At 41.0% G+C, this 22,569-nt stretch carries 24 protein-coding genes and 1 other annotated feature; all 24 genes read left to right on the top strand.

Annotated features, from left to right (window positions below):
- The first annotated feature begins 147 nt into the window (after positions 1-147).
- The 24 genes from secE to rpmC all read left to right on the top strand — a co-directional run bounded on the left by secE (position 148) and on the right by rpmC (position 22,566).
- Positions 148-330: a preprotein translocase subunit SecE gene (secE, locus tag F7732_RS20940; RefSeq protein ID WP_066441612.1), complete on the top strand. Its 183-nt coding sequence runs from the start codon at positions 148-150 to the stop codon at positions 328-330.
- A 218-nt stretch (positions 331-548) separates the two neighbouring features.
- Positions 549-1,082, top strand: coding sequence for a transcription termination/antitermination protein NusG (gene nusG, locus F7732_RS20935; protein ID WP_066441609.1), 534 nt, complete (start codon positions 549-551; stop codon positions 1,080-1,082).
- A gap of 256 nt (positions 1,083-1,338) precedes the next feature.
- Positions 1,339-1,764, top strand: a complete 426-nt coding sequence (gene rplK, locus F7732_RS20930; RefSeq protein ID WP_009336545.1) for a 50S ribosomal protein L11 — start codon at positions 1,339-1,341, stop codon at positions 1,762-1,764.
- Between the two features lie 167 nt (positions 1,765-1,931).
- Positions 1,932-2,630 (top strand): 50S ribosomal protein L1, encoded by a 699-nt coding sequence (rplA, locus tag F7732_RS20925; RefSeq protein WP_151575971.1) that lies wholly within the window; start codon positions 1,932-1,934, stop codon positions 2,628-2,630.
- 71 nt (positions 2,631-2,701) lie between these two features.
- Positions 2,702-2,845: a sequence feature (ribosomal protein L10 leader region), on the top strand.
- 32 nt (positions 2,846-2,877) lie between these two features.
- Positions 2,878-3,378, top strand: coding sequence for a 50S ribosomal protein L10 (rplJ, locus tag F7732_RS20920; RefSeq protein ID WP_151575970.1), 501 nt, complete (start codon positions 2,878-2,880; stop codon positions 3,376-3,378).
- Positions 3,379-3,435: 57 nt separating this feature from the next.
- Positions 3,436-3,801, top strand: coding sequence for a 50S ribosomal protein L7/L12 (gene rplL, locus F7732_RS20915; RefSeq protein ID WP_066441601.1), 366 nt, complete (start codon positions 3,436-3,438; stop codon positions 3,799-3,801).
- Positions 3,802-3,932: 131 nt separating this feature from the next.
- Positions 3,933-4,535 carry a class I SAM-dependent methyltransferase gene (locus F7732_RS20910; RefSeq protein ID WP_151575969.1) on the top strand — a complete coding sequence of 201 codons (603 nt, stop codon included), beginning with the start codon at positions 3,933-3,935 and terminating at the stop codon, positions 4,533-4,535.
- A 412-nt stretch (positions 4,536-4,947) separates the two neighbouring features.
- The gene (gene rpoB, locus F7732_RS20905) at positions 4,948-8,508 is read left to right on the top strand and encodes a DNA-directed RNA polymerase subunit beta (RefSeq protein WP_066441595.1); all 3,561 of its coding nucleotides are present in this window, start codon (positions 4,948-4,950) and stop codon (positions 8,506-8,508) included.
- Positions 8,509-8,605: 97 nt separating this feature from the next.
- The gene (gene rpoC / locus F7732_RS20900) at positions 8,606-12,205 is read left to right on the top strand and encodes a DNA-directed RNA polymerase subunit beta' (protein ID WP_151575968.1); all 3,600 of its coding nucleotides are present in this window, start codon (positions 8,606-8,608) and stop codon (positions 12,203-12,205) included.
- A gap of 153 nt (positions 12,206-12,358) precedes the next feature.
- Positions 12,359-12,607, top strand: coding sequence for a 50S ribosomal protein L7ae-like protein (locus tag F7732_RS20895; protein ID WP_066451217.1), 249 nt, complete (start codon positions 12,359-12,361; stop codon positions 12,605-12,607).
- Between the two features lie 104 nt (positions 12,608-12,711).
- Complete coding sequence (rpsL, locus tag F7732_RS20890; RefSeq protein ID WP_066441591.1) at positions 12,712-13,134, top strand: 30S ribosomal protein S12; 423 nt, start codon at positions 12,712-12,714, stop codon at positions 13,132-13,134.
- A gap of 49 nt (positions 13,135-13,183) precedes the next feature.
- Positions 13,184-13,654, top strand: a complete 471-nt coding sequence (gene rpsG, locus F7732_RS20885; RefSeq protein WP_066441590.1) for a 30S ribosomal protein S7 — start codon at positions 13,184-13,186, stop codon at positions 13,652-13,654.
- A 51-nt stretch (positions 13,655-13,705) separates the two neighbouring features.
- A complete protein-coding gene (fusA, locus tag F7732_RS20880; protein WP_066441588.1) occupies positions 13,706-15,784 on the top strand; it encodes an elongation factor G in 2,079 nt (692 codons plus the stop codon).
- 120 nt (positions 15,785-15,904) lie between these two features.
- Positions 15,905-17,092, top strand: a complete 1,188-nt coding sequence (tuf, locus tag F7732_RS20875; RefSeq protein ID WP_151575967.1) for an elongation factor Tu — start codon at positions 15,905-15,907, stop codon at positions 17,090-17,092.
- A gap of 711 nt (positions 17,093-17,803) precedes the next feature.
- Entirely contained in the window at positions 17,804-18,112 is a 309-nt protein-coding gene (gene rpsJ / locus F7732_RS20870; protein WP_009791329.1) for a 30S ribosomal protein S10, read from the top strand.
- Between the two features lie 40 nt (positions 18,113-18,152).
- Entirely contained in the window at positions 18,153-18,782 is a 630-nt protein-coding gene (gene rplC / locus F7732_RS20865; protein ID WP_151575966.1) for a 50S ribosomal protein L3, read from the top strand.
- Positions 18,783-18,807: 25 nt separating this feature from the next.
- On the top strand, positions 18,808-19,431 hold the full coding sequence (rplD, locus tag F7732_RS20860; RefSeq protein ID WP_066441580.1) for a 50S ribosomal protein L4: 624 nt from the start codon (positions 18,808-18,810) through the stop codon (positions 19,429-19,431).
- The gene (rplW, locus tag F7732_RS20855) at positions 19,428-19,715 is read left to right on the top strand and encodes a 50S ribosomal protein L23 (RefSeq protein WP_192913072.1); all 288 of its coding nucleotides are present in this window, start codon (positions 19,428-19,430) and stop codon (positions 19,713-19,715) included. Before rplD ends, rplW begins: the two co-directional genes overlap by 4 nt.
- 35 nt (positions 19,716-19,750) lie before the next feature.
- Entirely contained in the window at positions 19,751-20,581 is an 831-nt protein-coding gene (gene rplB / locus F7732_RS20850; protein WP_066441571.1) for a 50S ribosomal protein L2, read from the top strand.
- A 60-nt stretch (positions 20,582-20,641) separates the two neighbouring features.
- On the top strand, positions 20,642-20,920 hold the full coding sequence (gene rpsS / locus F7732_RS20845; RefSeq protein WP_066441566.1) for a 30S ribosomal protein S19: 279 nt from the start codon (positions 20,642-20,644) through the stop codon (positions 20,918-20,920).
- Between the two features lie 18 nt (positions 20,921-20,938).
- Positions 20,939-21,280, top strand: coding sequence for a 50S ribosomal protein L22 (rplV, locus tag F7732_RS20840; protein ID WP_151575964.1), 342 nt, complete (start codon positions 20,939-20,941; stop codon positions 21,278-21,280).
- 3 nt (positions 21,281-21,283) lie between these two features.
- On the top strand, positions 21,284-21,940 hold the full coding sequence (rpsC, locus tag F7732_RS20835) for a 30S ribosomal protein S3 (RefSeq protein WP_066441563.1): 657 nt from the start codon (positions 21,284-21,286) through the stop codon (positions 21,938-21,940).
- 1 nt (position 21,941) lies between these two features.
- A complete protein-coding gene (rplP, locus tag F7732_RS20830) occupies positions 21,942-22,376 on the top strand; it encodes a 50S ribosomal protein L16 (RefSeq protein WP_066441560.1) in 435 nt (144 codons plus the stop codon).
- Complete coding sequence (rpmC, locus tag F7732_RS20825; RefSeq protein WP_009336588.1) at positions 22,366-22,566, top strand: 50S ribosomal protein L29; 201 nt, start codon at positions 22,366-22,368, stop codon at positions 22,564-22,566. The genes rplP and rpmC overlap by 11 nt, the downstream gene beginning before the upstream one ends.
- Positions 22,567-22,569: the final 3 nt, after the last annotated feature.

Here is a 22,569-nt window from a genome sequence, read left to right as displayed (position 1 = left end):
GTTTCTTAGGACAAGTCATTTGGAAGATAAGTACAGCTAAACCTCTGTTTACGCCTTTTTTAGGTAAGATTACTTATTTGATCTTAGAATAAATAGCACATTAATGTGGGCTTTTAGGATATATCTCTTGAAGTTGGGGGTTACGAAATGCAACGCATCGTGAATTTTTTCCGTGAAGTTGGACGGGAAATGAAAAAGGTCAGCTGGCCAAAACGCAAAGAATTAACGAAGTATACGGTTACTGTATTATCAGTTGTTGTGTTCTTTTCTGTGTTTTTCGCTGTGCTTGATCTTGGAATTTCCGAATTGATTCGTTTAATTCTTGAATAACCCCTGTGATTCCATGGTATAATGGAAAATAATACAGGTCAAATTCGCAGAAGCCCGGAAACGGGTTTTTTCATTTGGTCAAAAAATGATATGCGAAGAGATGAACCAACATCATCTGCGAAAGTAAAAATGCACATGTCTGCAAACAATCGCTGGCTGAAGATTGTGAAATAAAATTATGAATTTACAGGGAGGGAAGGACGAACAAGTCCTCTTGAATGGAAAAGAATTGGTATGTTGTTCATACGTACTCTGGCTATGAGAATAAAGTAAAAGCAAATCTGGAAAAACGGGTAGAATCGATGGGGATGCAAGATAAGATCTTCAGAGTCGTTGTTCCAGAGGAAGAAGAAACAGATTTTAAAAACGGAAAAAAGAAGGTTGTTAAACGCAAGGTGTTCCCTGGATATGTACTTGTGGAAATTGTCATGACTGATGACTCTTGGTATGTTGTCAGAAATACACCAGGTGTAACAGGTTTCGTAGGTTCTGCTGGCTCAGGGTCAAAACCAACCCCATTGCTGCCGGAAGAAGTCCAGGTCATCCTTAAGCGCATGGGTGTGGACGAAAAACGAGTGGATGTTAACTTCGAGCTTGGTGAAACGGTACAAGTTCAAGAAGGTCCTTTTGCTAACTTTACAGGTACGATCGAAGAAATTGATAAAGATAAAGCAAAAATAAAAGTGCTTGTTAACATGTTTGGCCGTGACACTCCAGTCGAACTTGATTTTTCTCAAATTGAAAAAATTTAAGTTCAGCGTTTCTGCGGGTTTTTAAGAAAGAAAGTGGCGTTTTTCCTTTTTTTAGGGCCTTGTGCAGATGGGTAACTTCATATATTTTCAAAAAAACTTGAAATCAGTTTAGGAAAGTGGTAGAATTTCAAAGGTCAGTATGTCTCGGAACGAGACCGGACAATTGTTAGTTCTTTATCTTAATATAAAGAATATGAGTTGAGTGGGAGGGTTTATTCCCTATTACCACATCACGGACTTTAAGGAGGTGTGTCTCGTGGCTAAAAAAGTAATCAAACTTGTTAAGTTGCAAATTCCTGCAGGTAAAGCGAATCCAGCACCGCCGGTAGGTCCTGCACTTGGTCAAGCCGGTGTTAATATCATGGGATTCTGTAAAGAGTTTAACGCTCGTACAGCTGAACAGGCTGGCTTAATCATTCCTGTTGAAATCACGGTGTTTGAAGACCGTTCATTTACATTTATTACGAAAACTCCGCCCGCTGCTGTTCTTCTTAAGAAAGCTGCAGGAATTGAGTCTGGTTCTGGTGAACCAAACCGTAATAAAGTAGCAACAGTCAAGCGTGACAAGGTACGCGAGATTGCTGAAACAAAAATGCCTGATCTAAACGCTGCAAGTGTTGAAGCTGCAATGCGTATGGTTGAAGGTACTGCACGCAGCATGGGTATTGTTATCGAAGACTAATCCCTGCTGTAATTAATGAGGTTGCGACGCTGAATTTGGTTTCACGCGCAACCTTTATTAGTGCGGACGCTTTATAAGTTGTCCGGACGCTTTCTTCTAATGAGAAAGCTGTTTCGTCACGTGGGAGGTTATTCCGCTAAAACCACAATATAGGAGGAAATATTAAAATGGCTAAAAAAGGTAAAAAGTTTATCGAAGCTGCGAAGCTTGTAGATAACACTAAAGCATACCCGGTTGTTGAAGCAATCGAGCTTGTTAAAAAAACAAACTTTACTAAATTTGATGCAACTGTTGAAGTGGCATTCCGTTTAGGTGTAGATCCTAAGAAAGCTGACCAGCAAATCCGTGGAGCTGTTGTGCTTCCAAACGGAACTGGTAAAACTCAACGCGTTTTAGTTTTCGCTAAAGGTGAAAAAGCAAAAGAAGCAGAAGCTGCTGGTGCAGATTATGTTGGCGATGCTGAATTCATCAACAAAATCCAACAAGGCTGGTTCGAGTTCGACGTAATCGTTGCAACTCCAGACATGATGGGTGAAGTTGGTAAACTTGGACGTGTATTAGGACCTAAAGGCTTAATGCCAAACCCTAAAACTGGCACAGTAACATTTGACGTTGAAAAAGCGGTAAATGAAATTAAAGCTGGTAAAGTTGAATACCGTGTTGATAAAGCTGGAAACATCCACGTTCCAATCGGAAAAGTATCTTTTGAAGATGCTAAACTAGTTGAGAACTTCAACACAATCTTCGATACTATGCTTAAAGTTAAACCTTCTGCTGCTAAAGGCACATACATGAAGAACGTTTCTGTTACTTCAACAATGGGCCCTGGCGTTAAAGTAGATCCATCTTCTGTAACAGTTAAGTAAGTTTACGAAGTTGGATAAAAAAGGATTTGACAAACAATAATACATTTAGTAATATGTATTTTGTTGTAAAAAATAAATAACCATTTGTACCGAAGACAGCAGGTGCTATTAGCTTAATTCCCTGCCGAGGTCATACGATAGATTGATATGCTTACATTAGCTATTGTATACTTCCTCCATGTCTGTTTCGGATATGGAGGTTTTTTATAGCCGGTATAAATGTAGAATTTCTACAGGAGGTGTAAGGATGAGCAGCGTAATCGAACAAAAGAAACAAATCGTAGAAGAGATTGCTGATAAATTTAAATCAAGTTTATCAACAGTTGTTGTTGACTACCGTGGTCTTTCTGTTGCAGAAGTAACTGAACTTCGTAAACAGCTTCGTGAAGCTGGCGTAGAATTTAAAGTTTACAAAAACTCTTTAACTCGCCGTGCAGCTGAAGCAGCTGAGCTTAGTGGCTTAAACGAGTCACTTACTGGCCCGAATGCAGTAGCATTCAGCACAGAAGATGTTGTTGCTCCAGCGAAAATCCTTAACGATTTCGCGAAAAAGCATGAAGCATTAGAGATCAAAGCAGGTGTTATTGAAGGCACAGTTGCTACAGCAGAAGATGTTAAAGCTCTTGCGGAACTACCATCCCGCGAAGGTTTACTATCTATGCTACTCAGCGTACTTCAAGCTCCAGTCCGCAACCTTGCTCTTGCTGCAAAAGCTGTTGCAGATCAAAAAGAAGAACAAGGCGCGTAAGTTAGAATACTCGTTAAACTAATAGATTCAAACCAAAAATAAGGAGGAAACATACTCATGACTAAAGAACAAATCATTGAAGCAGTTAAAAATATGACTGTTTTAGAACTTAACGACTTAGTAAAAGCAATCGAAGAAGAATTTGGTGTAACTGCTGCTGCTCCTGTAGCAATGGTTGGCGGAGCTGCTGCTGGCGGTGCTGCTGAAGAGAAAACTGAATTTGATGTAGTTCTTGCTTCTGCAGGAGATCAAAAAATCAAAGTTATCAAAGTTGTTCGTGAAATCACAGGCCTAGGTCTTAAAGAAGCGAAAGAACTTGTTGATAACACTCCTAAAGCTCTTAAAGAAGGCGTTTCTAAAGAAGAAGCTGAAGAAATCAAAGCTAAGCTTGACGAAGTTGGAGCTGGCGTAGAAGTTAAGTAATAATGTTTAAAAAGCCCGCTTTTATAGCGGGTTTTTTCTACTTTTCATATATTTTCTTCTATAATATATGAATTTCTCCGTCCTAGATTGTATGATCATTCTTCATTTTATTCCCCGCCGGAGGTGATATTGTGTCTGAGCATTACTATTCCCAAACTCAAAAGGTAGAAAGTCAGCCGAAAACATGGCGTTATACATTGAATGGAAGGTCTTTTGTTTTTAAAACAGACAATGGTGTCTTTTCAAAAGCAGAAGTTGATTTTGGTTCTAAGCTGCTGATCGAAACATTTGTTGAGCCTCAAATAGAGGGCAACATTCTTGATGTTGGCTGCGGTTATGGACCAATTGGTTTGTCGGTAGCTCAAAAGTTGAGTGATCGTACAGTCCACATGGTTGATGTAAATGCAAGAGCTCTTGGTCTTGCTAAGGAAAATGCTGAGTTAAATCACATTGAAAATATTAATGTGTATGAAAGCGACCGCCTTGAAAAAGTAAAAGGCAATAAGTTTGCTGCTATTTTAACAAACCCGCCCATTCGTGCAGGAAAAAAAGTAGTACATGATATTTTTGAACAGAGTTTTGAAGCATTACTTCCGGGAGGAGAGCTCTGGATTGTCATTCAGAAAAAGCAGGGGGCACCTTCAGCGATTGAAAAATTAAGCGCGCTTTTCCCTGAAGTAGAGACAATTGAGAAGAAGAAGGGCTATTTTATTATTAAAGCAAAAAAAGATTGACTTGACATTTTCGCTATGATAGTATTGTAAAATGCCAACATATTATATTTCTGATATAAACTAAATTAATCAACTCTTGTATAAATTTGGTTTTATTGGAAATGCTAATAAAATAATAGTCGTATTGTGGAAATGTGGTTTTATGACTAAAACCCTTTTTCTTTTTGTCTTATGAGTATCGGCTTGCTTGCGGTTCAAAAGGTGTTTTATATACTAAAACATATTTTACAGCAAGTGTTTATGTATTAGAAGAATAAGTATGAATCTGATTAGTGCTTTTGTGCCTCGGTTTTCTGAAACTAAGATCCAGCGTGTAATAAATAATATCGCTGGATATCATTATGTGTTTCGAGCCAATGCGGGTACCTTGCGCTTTTCTAAATAAATTAGCTTGATTTGAGGGGTGAATCAGTTGACAGGTCAACTAGTTCAGTATGGACGACACCGCCAACGTAGAAGTTACGCGCGAATCAGTGAAGTTTTAGAATTACCAAATCTAATCGAAATCCAAACCTCTTCTTATCAATGGTTTCTTGATGAGGGTTTACGTGAAATGTTTCATGACATTTCACCGATTGAAGACTTTACTGGTAATTTGTCGCTTGAATTTATTGATTACAGCCTTGGCGAACCAAAATATTCCGTTGAGGAATCGAAAGAACGAGATGTTACATACTCTGCACCACTGCGTGTAAAAGTGCGTCTTGTAAACAAAGAAACAGGCGAAGTGAAAGACCAGGATGTCTTTATGGGTGATTTCCCGTTAATGACAGAGACAGGTACGTTCGTAATTAATGGAGCGGAACGTGTCATCGTTTCCCAGCTTGTGCGTTCTCCTAGCGTATATTACAGCGGGAAGCTTGATAAAAATGGAAAGAAAGGTTTTACTGCGACAGTAATTCCGAACCGCGGCGCTTGGCTTGAGTATGAAACAGATGCCAAAGATGTCGTATACGTTAGAATAGATCGTACTCGGAAACTGCCCGTTACGGTTCTTTTGCGTGCACTTGGGTTCGGCTCTGATCAAGAGATCATTGATTTAATTGGGGATAATGAATACATCCGCAATACGCTTGAAAAAGATAACACGGAAGGGATCGATAAAGCGCTATTAGAAATTTATGAGCGTCTCCGTCCGGGTGAACCGCCAACTGTTGAAAATGCTAAAAGTCTTCTATTGTCAAGATTCTTTGATCCGAAGAGATATGATTTGGCAAATGTTGGTCGTTACAAGATTAATAAAAAGCTTCATATTAAAAATAGATTATTTGGTCAGAGATTGGCAGAAACTCTTGTTGATCCAGAAACTGGCGAAATTATCGCGGAAAAAGGTGCGACTTTAGACCGCCGTACATTAGACCGTATTTTGCCTAACCTTGAAAAGAATATCGGTTTCAAATCTGTAAATCTTTTAGGCGGAGTTATTTCAGATGATGTAGAACTTCAGTCTATTAAAATTTATGCACCTAATGAAGATGGGGAAAAAGCTATTAACGTCATTGGAAATGCATACGTTGAGGAAGCAGTGAAGAACATTTCACCTTCTGATATTATTGCGTCCATCAGTTATTTCTTTAACCTGCTGCATGGTGTAGGTGATACAGATGATATCGATCACTTAGGAAACAGACGTCTGCGTTCTGTTGGAGAATTGCTTCAAAACCAATTCCGTATTGGTTTATCCAGAATGGAACGTGTGGTTCGTGAAAGAATGTCAATTCAGGATACAAATACGATTACTCCACAGCAGTTAATCAATATTCGTCCTGTTATTGCATCTATTAAAGAGTTCTTCGGAAGCTCTCAGCTTTCCCAGTTCATGGATCAGACAAACCCATTAGCAGAATTGACACATAAACGCCGTTTATCTGCCCTAGGGCCTGGTGGTTTGACACGTGAGCGTGCAGGCTTTGAAGTTCGTGACGTTCACTACTCTCACTACGGCCGTATGTGTCCAATTGAAACACCAGAGGGTCCGAACATCGGTTTGATCAACTCTCTTTCATCTTTTGCAAAAGTAAATCGTTTCGGCTTTATTGAAACACCTTACCGCCGTATCGACCCTGATACAGGTAAAGTAACATCCCGAATCGACTATTTAACAGCTGATGAAGAGGATAACTATGTTGTTGCACAGGCAAACGCTGTTTTAGGCGAAGATGGCTCTTTCCTTGATGAAGAAGTTGTTTCTCGTTTTAAAGGTGAGAACACAGTTGTAAGCCGAGATCGCATCGATTACATGGATGTATCTCCTAAACAGGTTGTTTCTGCCGCAACAGCATGTATTCCGTTCCTTGAAAACGATGACTCTAACCGTGCCCTTATGGGAGCGAACATGCAGCGTCAAGCGGTTCCTCTTATGCAGCCGGAAGCTCCTCGTGTAGGAACAGGAATGGAATATGTATCAGGGAAAGACTCTGGTGCTGCTGTCATCTGTAAGCATGAAGGTATTGTTGAGCATGTGGAAGCACGCGAGGTTTGGGTGCGCCGCATTAATGTCGTAGATGGCCAAGAAGTAAAAGGCGATCTTGATAAGTACAGAATGTTAAAATTCATTCGTTCCAACCAAGGAACTTGCTATAACCAGCGCCCAATCGTTGCTGTAGGAAACCGTGTAACAAAAGGGGAAATCCTTGCTGACGGTCCATCTATGGAACTTGGGGAATTAGCATTAGGACGAAATGTTCTTGTAGCGTTTATGACTTGGGATGGATATAACTACGAGGATGCTATCATTATGAGTGAGCGCCTTGTAAAAGATGATGTATATACTTCTATTCATATTGAAGAATATGAATCAGAATCTCGTGATACAAAACTTGGACCTGAAGAGATTACAAGAGATATCCCTAACGTTGGGGAAGATGCTCTTCGCAACCTCGATGAACGCGGAATTATCCGTACAGGTGCAGAAGTAAAAGATGGTGATCTTCTTGTTGGGAAAGTAACTCCTAAAGGGGTAACAGAACTAACGGCAGAAGAAAGATTATTACATGCGATCTTTGGTGAGAAAGCTCGTGAAGTCCGTGATACTTCTCTTCGTGTGCCACATGGCGGCGGCGGAATTGTATTGGATGTAAAAGTATTTAATCGTGAAGATGGAGACGAACTGCCTCCAGGTGTAAACCAGCTCGTTCGCGTCTATATTGTTCAGAAGCGTAAGATTTCTGAAGGAGATAAAATGGCCGGACGCCACGGAAACAAAGGGGTTATATCCAGAATCTTACCAGAAGAGGATATGCCTTACCTTCCAGACGGAACACCTGTTGACATCATGTTAAACCCACTTGGGGTTCCATCTCGTATGAACATCGGTCAGGTGCTTGAGCTTCATCTTGGTATGGCTGCAAGAGCATTAGGCATCCACGTTGCATCTCCAGTATTTGATGGAGCAAACGAGGAAGATGTTTGGGAAACAATTGAAGAAGCTGGTATGGCAAGAGATGCTAAAACGGTTCTTTACGATGGCCGTTCAGGTGAGCCTTTTGACAACCGTGTATCTGTAGGTGTCATGTACATGATTAAACTTGCACACATGGTTGATGATAAGCTCCATGCCCGTTCAACAGGACCATACTCTCTAGTTACGCAGCAGCCGTTGGGCGGTAAAGCTCAATTCGGCGGACAGCGTTTCGGTGAGATGGAAGTTTGGGCACTTGAAGCATACGGTGCAGCCTATACACTTCAGGAGATCTTAACGGTTAAATCTGATGATGTTGTAGGCCGTGTGAAAACATACGAATCAATTGTTAAAGGTGAAAATGTCCCTGAGCCAGGTGTACCTGAATCGTTTAAAGTATTAATCAAAGAACTTCAAAGCTTAGGTATGGATGTAAAAATCCTATCTGGTGATGAAGAAGAAATTGAAATGAGAGACCTTGAGGACGAAGAAGAGATTCAGCAAGCTGAATCCCTTACAATTGCTCCAGATACAGCAAACGAAGAATCTGAAAAGGTTGCTGCAAAAGAATAATGAAGTATGCGGAGTGAGGGCGATCACGTCCTCCTCCATTCCATAATAATTTAGGCAAAATGGGTAAAATCCGGAGATCAAAAGGGAGGTAGGCCCCTTGCTAGATGTAAATAATTTTGAGTATATGAAAATAGGTCTAGCTTCACCTGACAAGATTCGTTCTTGGTCACATGGTGAGGTAAAAAAACCTGAAACGATTAACTATCGTACATTAAAGCCAGAAAAGGACGGTTTGTTCTGTGAACGCATTTTTGGTCCTACAAAAGACTGGGAATGTCATTGCGGAAAATACAAACGAGTTCGATACAAAGGTGTAGTTTGTGACCGATGCGGCGTTGAAGTAACGCGTGCAAAAGTCCGTCGTGAAAGAATGGGTCATATTGAGCTTGCGGCTCCTGTTTCTCATATTTGGTACTTCAAAGGGATCCCTAGCCGTATGGGTCTTGTTTTGGATATGTCACCGCGTGCATTGGAAGAGGTTATTTACTTCGCATCCTATGTAGTGACAGATTCTGGTGATACAGCGCTTGAGAAAAAGCAGCTGTTATCCGAAAAGGAATACCGTGCATACCGTGAAAAATACGGAACAAAGTTCCAAGCATCAATGGGTGCTGAATCCATTAAAAAACTTCTTTCAGATATCGACCTAAATAAAGAGGCTGATACCCTTAAAGAAGAACTGCGCACTGCTCAAGGGCAGCGTCGTACACGTGCAATTAAAAGATTAGAGGTAATTGAAGCATTCCGTGGTTCTGGCAATGAACCTTCTTGGATGATTCTTGATGTTCTTCCTGTTATACCACCAGAGCTTCGCCCAATGGTACAGTTAGATGGCGGACGTTTCGCAACTTCTGACTTAAACGATCTTTATCGTCGTGTTATCAACCGTAATAATCGTTTAAAACGTTTATTAGACCTTGGTGCTCCAAGCATCATTGTTCAAAACGAAAAACGTATGCTTCAAGAAGCGGTTGATGCATTAATCGATAATGGCCGTCGCGGCAGACCGGTCACTGGACCAGGTAACCGCCCATTAAAATCATTGTCACATATGCTAAAAGGTAAGCAAGGACGTTTCCGTCAAAACCTTCTGGGTAAACGTGTTGACTACTCAGGCCGTTCCGTTATCGTTGTAGGACCGAATCTGAAAATGTATCAGTGCGGATTACCAAAAGAAATGGCATTAGAGCTATTTAAGCCTTTTGTTATGAAGGAATTGGTTGAAAAAGGTCTTGCTCATAATATTAAATCGGCAAAACGCAAAATTGAAAGAGTACAGCCGGAAGTTTGGGATGTGCTAGAAAGTGTTATTAAAGAACATCCAGTTCTTCTTAACCGTGCCCCAACTCTGCATAGACTTGGAATTCAGGCATTTGAGCCTACACTTGTAGAAGGCCGTGCAATCCGTCTGCATCCGCTCGTATGTACAGCTTATAACGCTGACTTTGACGGTGACCAAATGGCAGTTCACGTTCCGCTTTCTTCAGAAGCTCAAGCTGAAGCAAGACTTCTAATGCTAGCGGCACAAAACATCTTGAATCCGAAAGATGGAAAACCAGTTGTAACACCTTCTCAGGATATGGTTCTAGGTAACTACTACTTAACTCTTGAAAGAGAAGGAGCAGTTGGAGAAGGAATGATCTTTAATGATACGAGTGAAGCTCTATTAGCATACCAAAATGGATATGTTCATCTTCACACGAGAGTAGCAGTTAATGCTTCTTCATTAAACAATCAAACCTTTACAGAAGAGCAAAACAACCAGCTATTAATTACGACAGTTGGAAAACTGATCTTTAATGAGATTTTACCTGAGACATTCCCATTCATTAATGAGCCTACAAAAACAAACTTAGAAGAAGAAACACCTAAGAAGTATTTTGTAGATCCTGGTACAGACGTACCTGCAGCAATCAAGGAAATGCCGCTTGTAGATCCGTTCAAGAAGAAAATTCTAGGTAATATTATCGCCGAAGTATTTAAACGCTTTAAGATTACTGAAACATCCAAAATGCTTGACCGCATGAAAAATCTTGGATTCCGCTACTCTACAAAAGCCGGTATTACAGTTGGTGTATCCGACATCGTAGTATTAGGTGATAAAGAGCAGATCATCCAAGAAGCACAAAACAAGGTTGATAATGTCACAAAGCAATTCAGACGTGGTTTAATCACAGAAGATGAGCGTTATGACAGAGTTATTTCCATCTGGAGTGCTGCGAAGGATGATATTCAATCAAGATTGATGAAATCCCTTGATAAATCGAACCCGATATTCATGATGAGTGATTCCGGAGCCCGTGGTAACGCGTCTAACTTTACACAGCTTGCTGGTATGCGCGGACTAATGGCCAACCCGGCTGGACGTATCATTGAACTTCCGATTAAATCAAGTTTCCGTGAAGGTCTAACAGTATTGGAATACTTCATCTCCACTCACGGTGCGCGTAAAGGTCTTGCCGATACAGCTCTTAAGACAGCTGACTCCGGTTACTTAACACGCCGTCTTGTTGATGTTGCTCAAGATGTTATCGTTCGTGATGATGATTGTGGTACTGACCGCGGTCTTGAGATTTCAGCCTTAAAGGATGGAACAGAAGTAATTGAAGCACTTGACGAGCGTTTAATTGGACGTTATGCAAGAAGAACTGTGAAACATCCTGAAACAAAAGAAGTAATGGTCGCTGAGAATGATCTAATTACAGAAGACATCGCCGTTCAAATTATTGATGCAGGCATTGAGACTGTATGGATCCGTTCAGCATTTACTTGTAATACTCGCCACGGTGTATGTAAGAAGTGTTATGGCCGCAACCTTGCAACAGGTCAAGAGGTTGAGGTTGGAGAAGCAGTTGGTATCATTGCTGCTCAATCCATCGGTGAGCCAGGTACACAGTTAACAATGCGTACATTCCATACAGGCGGGGTTGCGGGAGACGATATCACACAAGGTCTACCGCGTATCCAGGAGATCTTTGAAGCGCGTAATCCTAAAGGTCAGGCAGTCATTTCTGAAATTGATGGTGTGATCGTAGGCATTAATGAAGGCCGCGACCGCCAGCATGAAATCGTTGTTCAAGGTGAAGTTGAATCACGCACTTATAATGCGCCATACACAGCGCGTTTAAAGGTTGCTGTCAACGATCGAGTTGAACGCGGACAGGAATTAACAGAAGGTTCAATTGACCCGAAAGAGTTAATCAAAGTCAAAGATGTTACAGCAGTTCAAGAATACTTACTGCGTGAGGTACAGAAAGTTTACCGTATGCAAGGGGTTGAAATTGGGGATAAGCATATCGAAGTAATGGTACGCCAAATGCTTCGTAAAGTTCGTGTCATTGATGCGGCTGAAACAGATGTGCTTCCAGGTACATTGCTTGATATCCACCAGTTCACTGATGCAAACGAAAAAGCTCTTCTTGCAGGGAAAATTCCTGCGACTGGCCGCCCAGTATTGCTTGGAATTACAAAAGCTTCACTCGAAACGGATTCATTCTTATCTGCTGCATCCTTCCAAGAAACAACAAGAGTTCTTACGGATGCTGCAATTAAAGGAAAACGTGATGAGCTGCTTGGCTTGAAGGAAAATGTTATCATCGGTAAGCTTGTACCTGCCGGAACAGGCATGCAGCGTTACCGTACAGCAGAGCCCTATACTGCCAACGAAGCTGCTGAAGATGCAGTAACAGTTGAATAAATAATAGAAATGCGGTATTTGCTTTCTCGAGCAAATACCGCATTTAAATGATATTTATCTGCCCAGTTTGAAATCTTTGTTGACATTAAGTTTTAAAGATGCTAATATAGCAAAGGTGCTCCTATTAACTGGATACTTTGGAGGATATGAATGATGTCTTATGAAAAAGTATTGCAGGCAAAAAACTTTGTAGTAGGAACAAAGCAAACAGTAAAGGCTCTAAAAACAGGAACAGTCCAAGAAGTTATATTGGCTGCTGATGCTGATCGACATGTACTGGCAAAAGTAGAGAATACAGCGAAGGAATTACTTGTTCCGATTCAATATGCAGATTCGATGAAAAAACTCGGAAAAGCATGCGGAATACAAGTTGGAGCAACTGCTGTTGCGATAATTAATTAAAAACTGTTTTTGCGGAAGACTTCTGCAAGAACTTTGTTTTTGCTTCAAAATGAACCACCTGGATGTGTGGGCTTACACGAAAAGATGAAGGGAGGAAAACAATCATGCCTACTATTAACCAATTAGTGCGCAAGCCTCGTAAAACGAAAGAGGAGAAGTCAAATTCACCTGCGCTTAACAAAGGTTACAACAGCTTCAAAAAAGTACAAACAAATGTTTCTTCACCACAAAAACGCGGTGTATGTACACGTGTTGGTACAATGACTCCAAAGAAACCGAACTCGGCGTTACGTAAATATGCACGTGTTCGTTTAACAAACGGAATTGAGGTTAACGCTTATATTCCTGGTATCGGCCACAACCTTCAAGAACACAGCGTTGTTCTTATCCGTGGAGGACGTGTAAAAGACTTACCGGGTGTACGTTACCACATCGTACGCGGTGCTTTAGATACAGCTGGTGTTAACAATCGTATGCAAGGCCGTTCTAAATACGGTGCTAAGCGTCCGAAAGCAGCTAAGAAATAATAAAACAAACAACCTAAAATACAACCCTTTCTGAAAGGAGGAAAATTAAATGCCACGTAAAGGTCCTGTAGCAAAAAGAGACGTATTGCCAGATCCGATTTACAACTCAAAGCTTATCAGCCGTTTAATCAACAAAATGATGATCGATGGTAAGAGAGGGAAAGCGCAAGCGATCCTATATTCTGCATTTGATACTATTCAAGAACGCACTGGCAAAGAGCCAATGGAAGTTTTTGATCAAGCGTTAAAAAACATCATGCCTGTACTTGAAGTTAGAGCGCGCCGTGTTGGTGGAGCTAACTACCAAGTACCAGTTGAGGTGCGTCCTGACCGCCGTACGACTTTAGGTCTTCGCTGGTTAGTGAACTACTCACGTCTTCGCGGTGAAAAAACAATGGAAGAGCGTTTAGCTAACGAAATCCTTGATGCAGCTAACAACACTGGTGCATCTGTTAAGAAACGTGAAGATATGCATAAAATGGCTGAAGCAAACAAAGCGTTTGCTCACTATCGCTGGTAAGATAACCTTATTAAATAAAATAACCCTTATACTAGGAAGGAGAAAGACCCAATGGCAAGAGAGTTCTCCTTAGAAAATACTCGTAATATTGGTATCATGGCTCATATTGATGCTGGTAAAACAACAACAACTGAACGTGTACTTTACTACACTGGCCGTATTCACAAAATCGGTGAAACACATGAGGGTGCTTCACAGATGGACTGGATGGAACAAGAGCAGGAGCGCGGAATTACAATTACTTCCGCTGCTACTACTGCTCAATGGAAAGGTCACCGTGTAAACATCATCGATACACCGGGACACGTAGACTTCACTGTTGAAGTTGAACGTTCACTTCGTGTACTTGATGGTGCTGTAGCAGTACTTGATGCTCAATCTGGTGTTGAGCCTCAAACTGAAACTGTTTGGCGTCAAGCAACAACATATGGCGTTCCACGTGTTGTTTTCGTAAACAAAATGGATAAGCTTGGAGCTGACTTCTTATACTCTCTAGGCACATTGCATGACCGTCTGCAAGCAAACGCTGCAGCTATTCAATTACCGATTGGTGCTGAAGATCAATTCGAAGGTATCATCGACCTAATTGAAATGAAAGCTACGTTCTATGGCAATGACCTTGGTACAGATATCGAAGACCGTGAAATTCCTGCTGAATACATGGATCAAGCTGAAGAATACCGTGAAAAGTTAATTGAAGCGGTAGCTGAGCTTGATGAAGAATTAATGGAGAAATACCTTGGTGGAGAAGAAATCTCTAACGAAGAGCTAAAAGCGGTAATTCGTAAAGGTACAGTAAACGTAGAATTCTACCCTGTAATCTGTGGATCAGCTTTCAAAAACAAAGGTGTTCAAAAAATGCTTGATGCAGTAATTGATTACCTTCCATCTCCAGTAGATGTTCCTGCAATTAAAGGAACTCTTCCTGATACTGATGAAGAGGTAACTCGTCCTTCTAGCGACGATGCTCCATTTGCTGCACTTGCATTTAAAGTAATGACTGACCCTTATGTTGGTAAGTTAACATTCTTCCGTGTGTATTCTGGAACATTGAATTCTGGTTCATACGTACAGAACTCTACAAAAGGTAAGCGTGAGCGCGTTGGACGTATCCTGCAAATGCACGCTAACTCTCGTGAAGAGATCTCAATCGTACACGCTGGAGATATCGCAGCAGCTGTAGGTCTAAAAGATACTACAACTGGGGATACTCTATGTGATGAAAAAGAATTAGTAATCCTTGAATCTATGGAATTCCCAGAGCCGGTTATTCAACTATCTATCGAGCCGAAATCTAAAGCCGACCAAGATAAGATGACAACTGCTCTACAAAAACTACAAGAAGAAGATCCAACATTCCGTGCGCATACTGACCAGGAAACTGGACAAGTTATTATCGCAGGTATGGGTGAGCTTCACTTGGATATCCTAGTTGACCGTATGCGTCGTGAATTTAAAGTGGAAGCAAACGTTGGTGCACCTCAGGTTGCATACCGTGAAACTTTCCGCACTTCTGCTCAAGTAGAAGGTAAATTTGCACGTCAATCTGGTGGACGCGGACAATTCGGACACGTTTGGATTGAATTCTCTCCAAACGAAGAAGGAAAAGGCTTTGAATTCGAAAACGGCATTGTTGGTGGTGTAGTTCCACGTGAATACATCCCTGCAGTTCAAGCTGGTCTTGAAGACTCTCTAGATAGAGGGGTTCTTGCTGGATATCCACTTGTTGATATTAAAGCTAGATTATTCGATGGATCTTACCATGATGTTGACTCATCTGAAATGGCGTTTAAAATTGCTGCATCAATGGCACTTAAGAATGCTGCTTCAAAATGTAACCCAGTAATTCTTGAGCCGATTATGAGAATAGAAGTAATCATCCCTGAAGAATACCTTGGAGACATTATGGGTAACGTTACATCACGTCGCGGACGTGTTGAAGGTATGGATGCTCGTGGAAACGCACAAGTAGTTCGTGCAATGGTTCCACTTTCAGAAATGTTTGGTTACGCAACTTCATTGCGTTCTAGCACGCAAGGTCGCGGTGTGTTCTCAATGCACTTTGATCACTATGAAGAAGTACCAAAATCAATTTCTGAAGAAATCATCAAAAAAAATAAAGGTGAATAATTGATTTTACCTTTTCAATCAAGTATAACTACTATTGTAGGCTATTAGACTGCCGGGAGTTATCTTCCGGCCGTCATTAAAAAATACTTAACTTTTACAATCCGAAGGAGGACTTTTAAAATGGCAAAAGCTAAATTTGACCGTTCAAAACCCCATGTTAACATCGGTACTATCGGACACGTTGACCATGGTAAAACTACTTTAACAGCTGCTATCACTACTGTTCTTTCAAAAGCAGGCGGCGGTGAAGCACGCGGATATGATCAAATCGACGCAGCTCCAGAAGAGCGCGAGCGTGGAATCACAATCTCAACTGCACACGTTGAGTACGAAACTCCAAACCGTCACTATGCACACGTTGACTGCCCAGGACATGCTGACTATGTTAAAAACATGATCACTGGTGCTGCACAAATGGACGGCGGAATCCTAGTTGTTTCTGCTGCTGACGGCCCAATGCCACAAACTCGTGAGCACATTCTTCTTTCTCGTCAAGTAGGTGTACCTTACCTTGTTGTATTCATGAACAAATGTGACATGGTAGATGACGAAGAGCTTCTTGAGTTAGTAGAAATGGAAGTTCGTGACCTTCTTTCTGAATATGAGTTCCCTGGCGATGACATCCCAGTTATCAAAGGTTCTGCTCTAAGAGCTCTTGAAGGAGATGCTCAATGGGAAGAGAAAATCAACGAGCTTATGGCTGCTGTTGATGAGTATATCCCAACACCAACTCGTGACACTGACAAGCCATTCATGATGCCAGTTGAGGATGTATTCTCTATTACTGGACGTGGAACAGTTGCTACTGGACGTGTTGAGCGTGGAGTAGTTAAAGTTGGAGACGTTATCGATATCACTGGTTTCACTGAAGAGCCAAAATCAACAACTGTAACAGGTGTTGAAATGTTCCGTAAGCTTCTTGATTATGCTGAAGCTGGTGACAACATTGGTGCACTTCTACGTGGTGTTGCACGTGAAGATATCCAACGTGGACAAGTACTTGCTAAGCCAGGTACTATCAAGCCACACACAAAGTTCAAAGCAGAAGTTTACGTATTATCTAAAGAAGAGGGTGGACGTCACACTCCATTCTTCACAAACTACCGTCCTCAGTTCTACTTCCGTACAACTGATGTAACTGGTATTTGTAACCTTCCTGAAGGCGTAGAAATGGTTATGCCTGGGGATAACATCGAAATGCACGTTGAGCTAATCGCTCCAATCGCTATCGAAGAAGGTACTAAGTTCTCTATCCGTGAGGGTGGACGTACTGTAGGTGCTGGAGTAGTAGCTACAATCATTGAATAATTAAACTAAGAGCCGGGAGGGATTCTCCTGGCTCTTTTTTACAAAAAAACTTCATTATTCTTTTAGCTGCAGCCCCTATAACAGGAGCTGCAGCTTTTTTTACTTTATATATGTAATAAAGCAAAAGGAAAACAAGCTCTATCATTTCATAATTAACGACATAAATTATTCCTTGACTGTTTTAATTAAAGAAAAGCTAAAAGGATAATATCTATACGTAAAACTTTGAAGAGTCACTTATACTTGTGTAATGATATGTACAATGATCTAATGAGAAAAATAAACTGGCGCACATTAATTCTATTCTGAATAGAAAATTCTCAATGTATCTATAACTTATATTAATAAAAAGGAAAACCGTCTTGAAGAAGGATCTGCGAACTAAGGGATATAAAGTTATGGTATTTATGCAACTATTATATAGAAGAAACACATCAATATTCTGATGATAAAATAGAAATTGCTGTTAGTTGAAAGAACTACTTGAAATAAGGTTCATAAGTAGATATAATTAAAAAAGTGCGCGAAACGGAAATGAATCAATATTTATGTTGCATTTCATTTATAGTTTCTGTATAATAGACAATGTTGGTCTTTGACTGCGATGAAGTGAAAGGTTGCTGACACACCCGGCCGCTTTGCCATGGCGAGTGTGTGGGAAATTTTCACGGAGAATGTCTATATTAAAATAGGCGAAAAGGAGGGAAAATAATGGCAAAACAAAAAATTCGTATTCGTTTAAAAGCGTATGATCACAGAATCCTTGATCAATCTGCTGAGAAAATTGTAGAAACTGCAAAACGCTCTGGTGCGGCTGTATCTGGTCCAATCCCATTGCCAACTGAAAAGTCAATCTACACAATTCTTCGTGCGGTGCATAAGTATAAAGATTCTCGTGAGCAATTCGAAATGCGTACGCATAAACGTCTAATCGACATCATTAACCCAACACCACAAACGGTTGATTCTCTAATGCGTTTAGATCTGCCATCTGGTGTGGATATCGAAATTAAGCTTTAATTTAATAAATAACTAACATATTGTAGGAGGTGTGACTGAAATGACCAAAGGAATCTTAGGAAGAAAGATTGGTATGACTCAAGTATTTGCTGAAAACGGTGATCTAATCCCGGTAACAGTTGTTGAAACTGCTGGAAACGTTGTTCTTCAAAAGAAATCTGCTGAAACAGACGGATACGAAGCGATCCAAATCGGTTTCGAAGACAAACGCGAAAAGCTTTCAAACAAACCTGAAAAAGGTCACGTTGCAAAAGCAAGCACTGCTCCTAAGCGCTTCGTTCGTGAATTCCGCGACGTAAACTTAGCTGAGTATGAAGTTGGTCAAGAAGTCAAAGTAGAAATTTTCGCTGAGGGCGAAACTGTTGATGTAACAGGAATCTCAAAGGGTAAAGGTTTCCAGGGTGCTATCAAACGCCACGGACAATCTCGCGGGCCAATGGCACACGGTTCACGTTACCACCGTCGTCCTGGTTCAATGGGTCCTGTAGCTCCAAACCGTGTATTCAAAGGTAAATTATTACCAGGACGCATGGGCGGCGAGCAAATCACAGTTCAAAACCTTGAAATCGTTAAAGTGGATGCAGAACGCAACCTTCTTTTAATTAAAGGAAATGTGCCAGGTCCTAGAAAAGCACTTCTTAAAATTAAAAGCGCGGTAAAAGCGAAGTAATTACACTGGAAAGGAGGAAACATAAATGCCTAAAGTAGCATTATATAACCAAAGCGGTTCTAAAGTTGGTGATATCGAACTTAACGAATCAATCTTTGGTATTGAGCCTAATAACCACGTAATGTTCGAAGCAGTAGTTATGCAAAGAGCTTCATTACGTCAAGGAACTCATAAAACTAAAATTCGTTCTGAAGTAGCGGGCGGTGGACGTAAGCCATGGCGCCAAAAAGGTACTGGCCGTGCTCGTCAAGGATCTATCAGATCTCCACAATGGCGCGGAGGCGGTACTGTATTCGGTCCTGTACCACGCAGCTACAGCTATAAATTACCTAAAAAAGTTCGCCGTTTAGCAATTAAATCTGCACTTTCTTCTAAAGTATTAGATGAAAATGTACTTGTATTAGAAGGTTTAGCTTTTGAAGCTCCAAAAACAAAGGATTTCAAAGGTCTTCTAAAAGGTCTATCAGTTGATTCCAAAGCACTTATCGTAACAGCTGACCTTGATGAAAACGTAGCATTATCTGCACGTAACATTCCTGGTGTAACTGTTGTAACTGCTGCTGGAATTAGTGTGTTAGATGTTTTAAATCATGATAAATTAATCATGACGAAACAAGCGGTTGAAAAAGTAGAGGAGGTGCTTGCATAATGGATGCACGCGATATCATTAAGCGCCCCGTTATCACAGAACGTTCTACTGACATCATGGCTGAGAAAAAGTATACTTTCGAAGTAGATGTAAGAGCTAACAAAACACAAGTTAAAGACGCTGTTGAAGAAATTTTTGACGTGAAAGTTGAAAAAGTCAACATCATGAACTACAAAGGTAAATTCAAGCGTATGGGCAAATTTGGCGGATACACAAACAAACGCCGTAAAGCGATTGTTAAATTAACTGCCGACAGCAACGAAATCGAGATTTTCGAAGCATAATATTATTGATCTAACTAGAAGAGGAGGGAAACGAAATGGCGATTAAAAAGTATAAACCTACCTCTAATGGTCGTCGCGGCATGACGGTTTCTGATTTCGCTGAAATCACAACAAATAAACCGGAAAAATCTTTACTTGCTCCTATTAAGCGTAAAGGTGGTCGTAACAACCAAGGTAAGTTGACAGTTCGTCATCAAGGTGGCGGTCATAAGCGTCAATATCGTCTAATCGATTTTAAACGCAACAAAGATGGCATTCCAGGCCGCGTTGCTACAATCGAGTATGATCCAAACCGTTCAGCAAACATTGCATTAATTAACTATGTTGATGGAGAAAAGCGTTACATCCTAGCTCCTAAGAATTTAGAAGTGGGTATGGAAGTAATGTCTGGTCCTGAAGCAGATATCAAGGTGGGTAACGCATTACCACTTTCAAATATTCCTGTGGGTTCTGTAATCCACAATATCGAATTAAAACCTGGTAAAGGCGGACAATTAGTACGTTCTGCTGGAACAAGTGCACAAGTGCTTGGTAAAGAAGGCAAATACGTATTAGTACGTTTAAACTCTGGTGAGGTTCGTATGATTCTTGCTACTTGCCGTGCTACAATCGGTCAAGTTGGTAATGAGCAGCATGAGCTTATTAACATTGGTAAAGCAGGTCGTTCACGTTGGTTAGGCAAGCGTCCTACAGTTCGTGGATCTGTAATGAACCCTAACGATCACCCACACGGTGGTGGTGAAGGTCGTGCACCAATCGGACGTAAGTCTCCAATGACTCCTTGGGGCAAACCGACTCTTGGATTCAAAACTCGTAAGAAAAACAACAAATCAGATAAATTTATCGTGCGTCGCCGTAAAAAATAACGGGATTGAACTACGGTTCCAGTACAGGGCCGTAGAACAATCACGAAGGGAGGTTCAATCATGGGTCGCAGCTTAAAAAAAGGACCTTTTGTTGACGAACATTTAATGACAAAGATCGAAAAGCTTAACGAAACCGAAAGCAAATCTGTTACAAAAACTTGGTCTCGTCGTTCTACGATCTTCCCGCAATTCATCGGACATACTATTGCAGTATATGATGGTCGTAAACATGTGCCTGTATATATCACAGAAGACATGGTAGGACACAAGCTTGGAGAATTCGCTCCAACTCGTGCATACAAAGGCCATGGCAATGATGATAAGAAAACAAGACGTTAATGAGAGGAGGGCATTCAAATGCAAGCTAAAGCTGTTGCAAGAACAGTTCGTATTGCTCCTCGTAAAGCTCGTTTAGTCGTAGATTTAATTCGAGGAAAGCAAGTTGGTGAAGCGGTAGCGATTCTTAATCTGACTCCAAAAGCAGCTTCTCCAATCATAGAAAAAGTACTAAAATCTGCATTGGCAAACGCTGAGCATAACTACGAAATGGACGTAAACAATTTAGTAGTAGCTCAAGCATTCGTTGACGAAGGACCAACTTTAAAACGTTTCCGTCCTCGTGCAATGGGTCGTGCAAGCGCAATTAACAAGCGCACTAGCCACATCACTATCGTTTTATCAGAAAAGAAGGAGGGATAATCAGTGGGTCAAAAAGTAAATCCAGTCGGTTTGCGTATCGGAGTTATTCGTGATTGGGAATCTAAATGGTATGCAGGCAAAGACTATGCTGATCTTTTACACGAAGACCTAAAAGTGCGTGAGTATATCACTAAGCGCTTAAAGGATGCTTCTGTTTCTAAAGTAGAAATCGAACGTGCTGCTAACCGCTTGAACATCACTGTCCACACTGCTAAGCCAGGTATGGTAATTGGTAAAGGTGGTACTGAAGTTGAAGCGCTTCGTAAGTCTCTTAACTCACTTACTGGCAAACGTGTTCATATCAACATTCTTGAAATCAAAAAAGCTGACATCGATGCGAAATTGGTTGCGGAAAACATTGCTCGTCAATTAGAAAACCGCGTATCATTCCGTCGTGCTCAAAAACAAACAATTCAACGTGCTATGCGCGCTGGCGCTAAAGGTATCAAAACAATGGTATCTGGTCGTCTTGGCGGTGCTGATATTGCTCGTTCTGAATCATACAGTGAAGGAACAGTTCCACTTCATACACTTCGTGCTGATATCGACTATGCTACAGCAGAAGCAGATACTACTTACGGTAAATTAGGCGTAAAAGTATGGATCTATCGTGGAGAGGTCCTTCCAGCAAAGAAGAAAACTGCGGAAGGAGGCAACTAATATGTTAGTACCAAAGCGCGTCAAATATCGTCGTGTACACCGTGGGAAAATGCGCGGTCAAGCAAAGGGCGGAACTGAAGTAACATTCGGTGAATATGGTCTACAAGCATTAGAAGCTTCTTGGATCACTAACCGTCAAATCGAATCTGCACGTATCGCAATGACTCGTTACATGAAACGTGGCGGTAAAGTTTGGATTAAAATCTTCCCACATAAGCCTTATACTGCAAAGCCTCTAGAAGTCCGAATGGGTTCTGGTAAAGGTGCTCCAGAAGGCTGGGTAGCTGTTGTTAAACCTGGAAAAATCATGTTTGAAATCGCTGGTGTTTCTGAAGAGATCGCTCGTGAAGCACTTCGCCTTGCATCACACAAACTTCCTGTAAAATGTAAGTTTGTAAAACGAGAAGAAATTGGTGGTGAATCAAGTGAAAGCTAATGAAATTCGTGACCTTACCACTGCAGAAATTGAACAAAAAGTGAAATCTTTAAAAGAAGAGCTTTTTAACCTTCGCTTTCAATTGGCGACTGGACAACTGGAAAATACAGCTCGCATTCGTGAAGTTCGCAAGGCGATCGCTCGTATGAAAACTGTTATCCGTGAAAGAGAAATTGGTTTTAGCAAGTGATAT

The organism is Bacillus mesophilum, from assembly GCF_008923265.1.
Lineage (GTDB): Bacteria > Bacillota > Bacilli > Bacillales > Cytobacillaceae > Cytobacillus > Cytobacillus mesophilum.
This window is presented reverse-complemented; position numbering and strand designations above follow the sequence as displayed.

Coding starts and splice junctions, on each gene's coding strand:
- secE (WP_066441612.1), top strand. CDS start 148: ATGCAACGCATCGTGAATTTTTTCCGTGAAGTTGGACGGGAAATGAAA.
- nusG (WP_066441609.1), top strand. CDS start 549: ATGGAAAAGAATTGGTATGTTGTTCATACGTACTCTGGCTATGAGAAT.
- rplA (WP_151575971.1), top strand. CDS start 1,932: ATGGCTAAAAAAGGTAAAAAGTTTATCGAAGCTGCGAAGCTTGTAGAT.
- rplJ (WP_151575970.1), top strand. CDS start 2,878: ATGAGCAGCGTAATCGAACAAAAGAAACAAATCGTAGAAGAGATTGCT.
- rplL (WP_066441601.1), top strand. CDS start 3,436: ATGACTAAAGAACAAATCATTGAAGCAGTTAAAAATATGACTGTTTTA.
- F7732_RS20895 (WP_066451217.1), top strand. CDS start 12,359: ATGTCTTATGAAAAAGTATTGCAGGCAAAAAACTTTGTAGTAGGAACA.
- rpsL (WP_066441591.1), top strand. CDS start 12,712: ATGCCTACTATTAACCAATTAGTGCGCAAGCCTCGTAAAACGAAAGAG.
- rpsG (WP_066441590.1), top strand. CDS start 13,184: ATGCCACGTAAAGGTCCTGTAGCAAAAAGAGACGTATTGCCAGATCCG.
- fusA (WP_066441588.1), top strand. CDS start 13,706: ATGGCAAGAGAGTTCTCCTTAGAAAATACTCGTAATATTGGTATCATG.
- tuf (WP_151575967.1), top strand. CDS start 15,905: ATGGCAAAAGCTAAATTTGACCGTTCAAAACCCCATGTTAACATCGGT.
- rpsJ (WP_009791329.1), top strand. CDS start 17,804: ATGGCAAAACAAAAAATTCGTATTCGTTTAAAAGCGTATGATCACAGA.
- rplC (WP_151575966.1), top strand. CDS start 18,153: ATGACCAAAGGAATCTTAGGAAGAAAGATTGGTATGACTCAAGTATTT.
- rplD (WP_066441580.1), top strand. CDS start 18,808: ATGCCTAAAGTAGCATTATATAACCAAAGCGGTTCTAAAGTTGGTGAT.
- rplB (WP_066441571.1), top strand. CDS start 19,751: ATGGCGATTAAAAAGTATAAACCTACCTCTAATGGTCGTCGCGGCATG.
- rpsS (WP_066441566.1), top strand. CDS start 20,642: ATGGGTCGCAGCTTAAAAAAAGGACCTTTTGTTGACGAACATTTAATG.
- rplV (WP_151575964.1), top strand. CDS start 20,939: ATGCAAGCTAAAGCTGTTGCAAGAACAGTTCGTATTGCTCCTCGTAAA.
- rplP (WP_066441560.1), top strand. CDS start 21,942: ATGTTAGTACCAAAGCGCGTCAAATATCGTCGTGTACACCGTGGGAAA.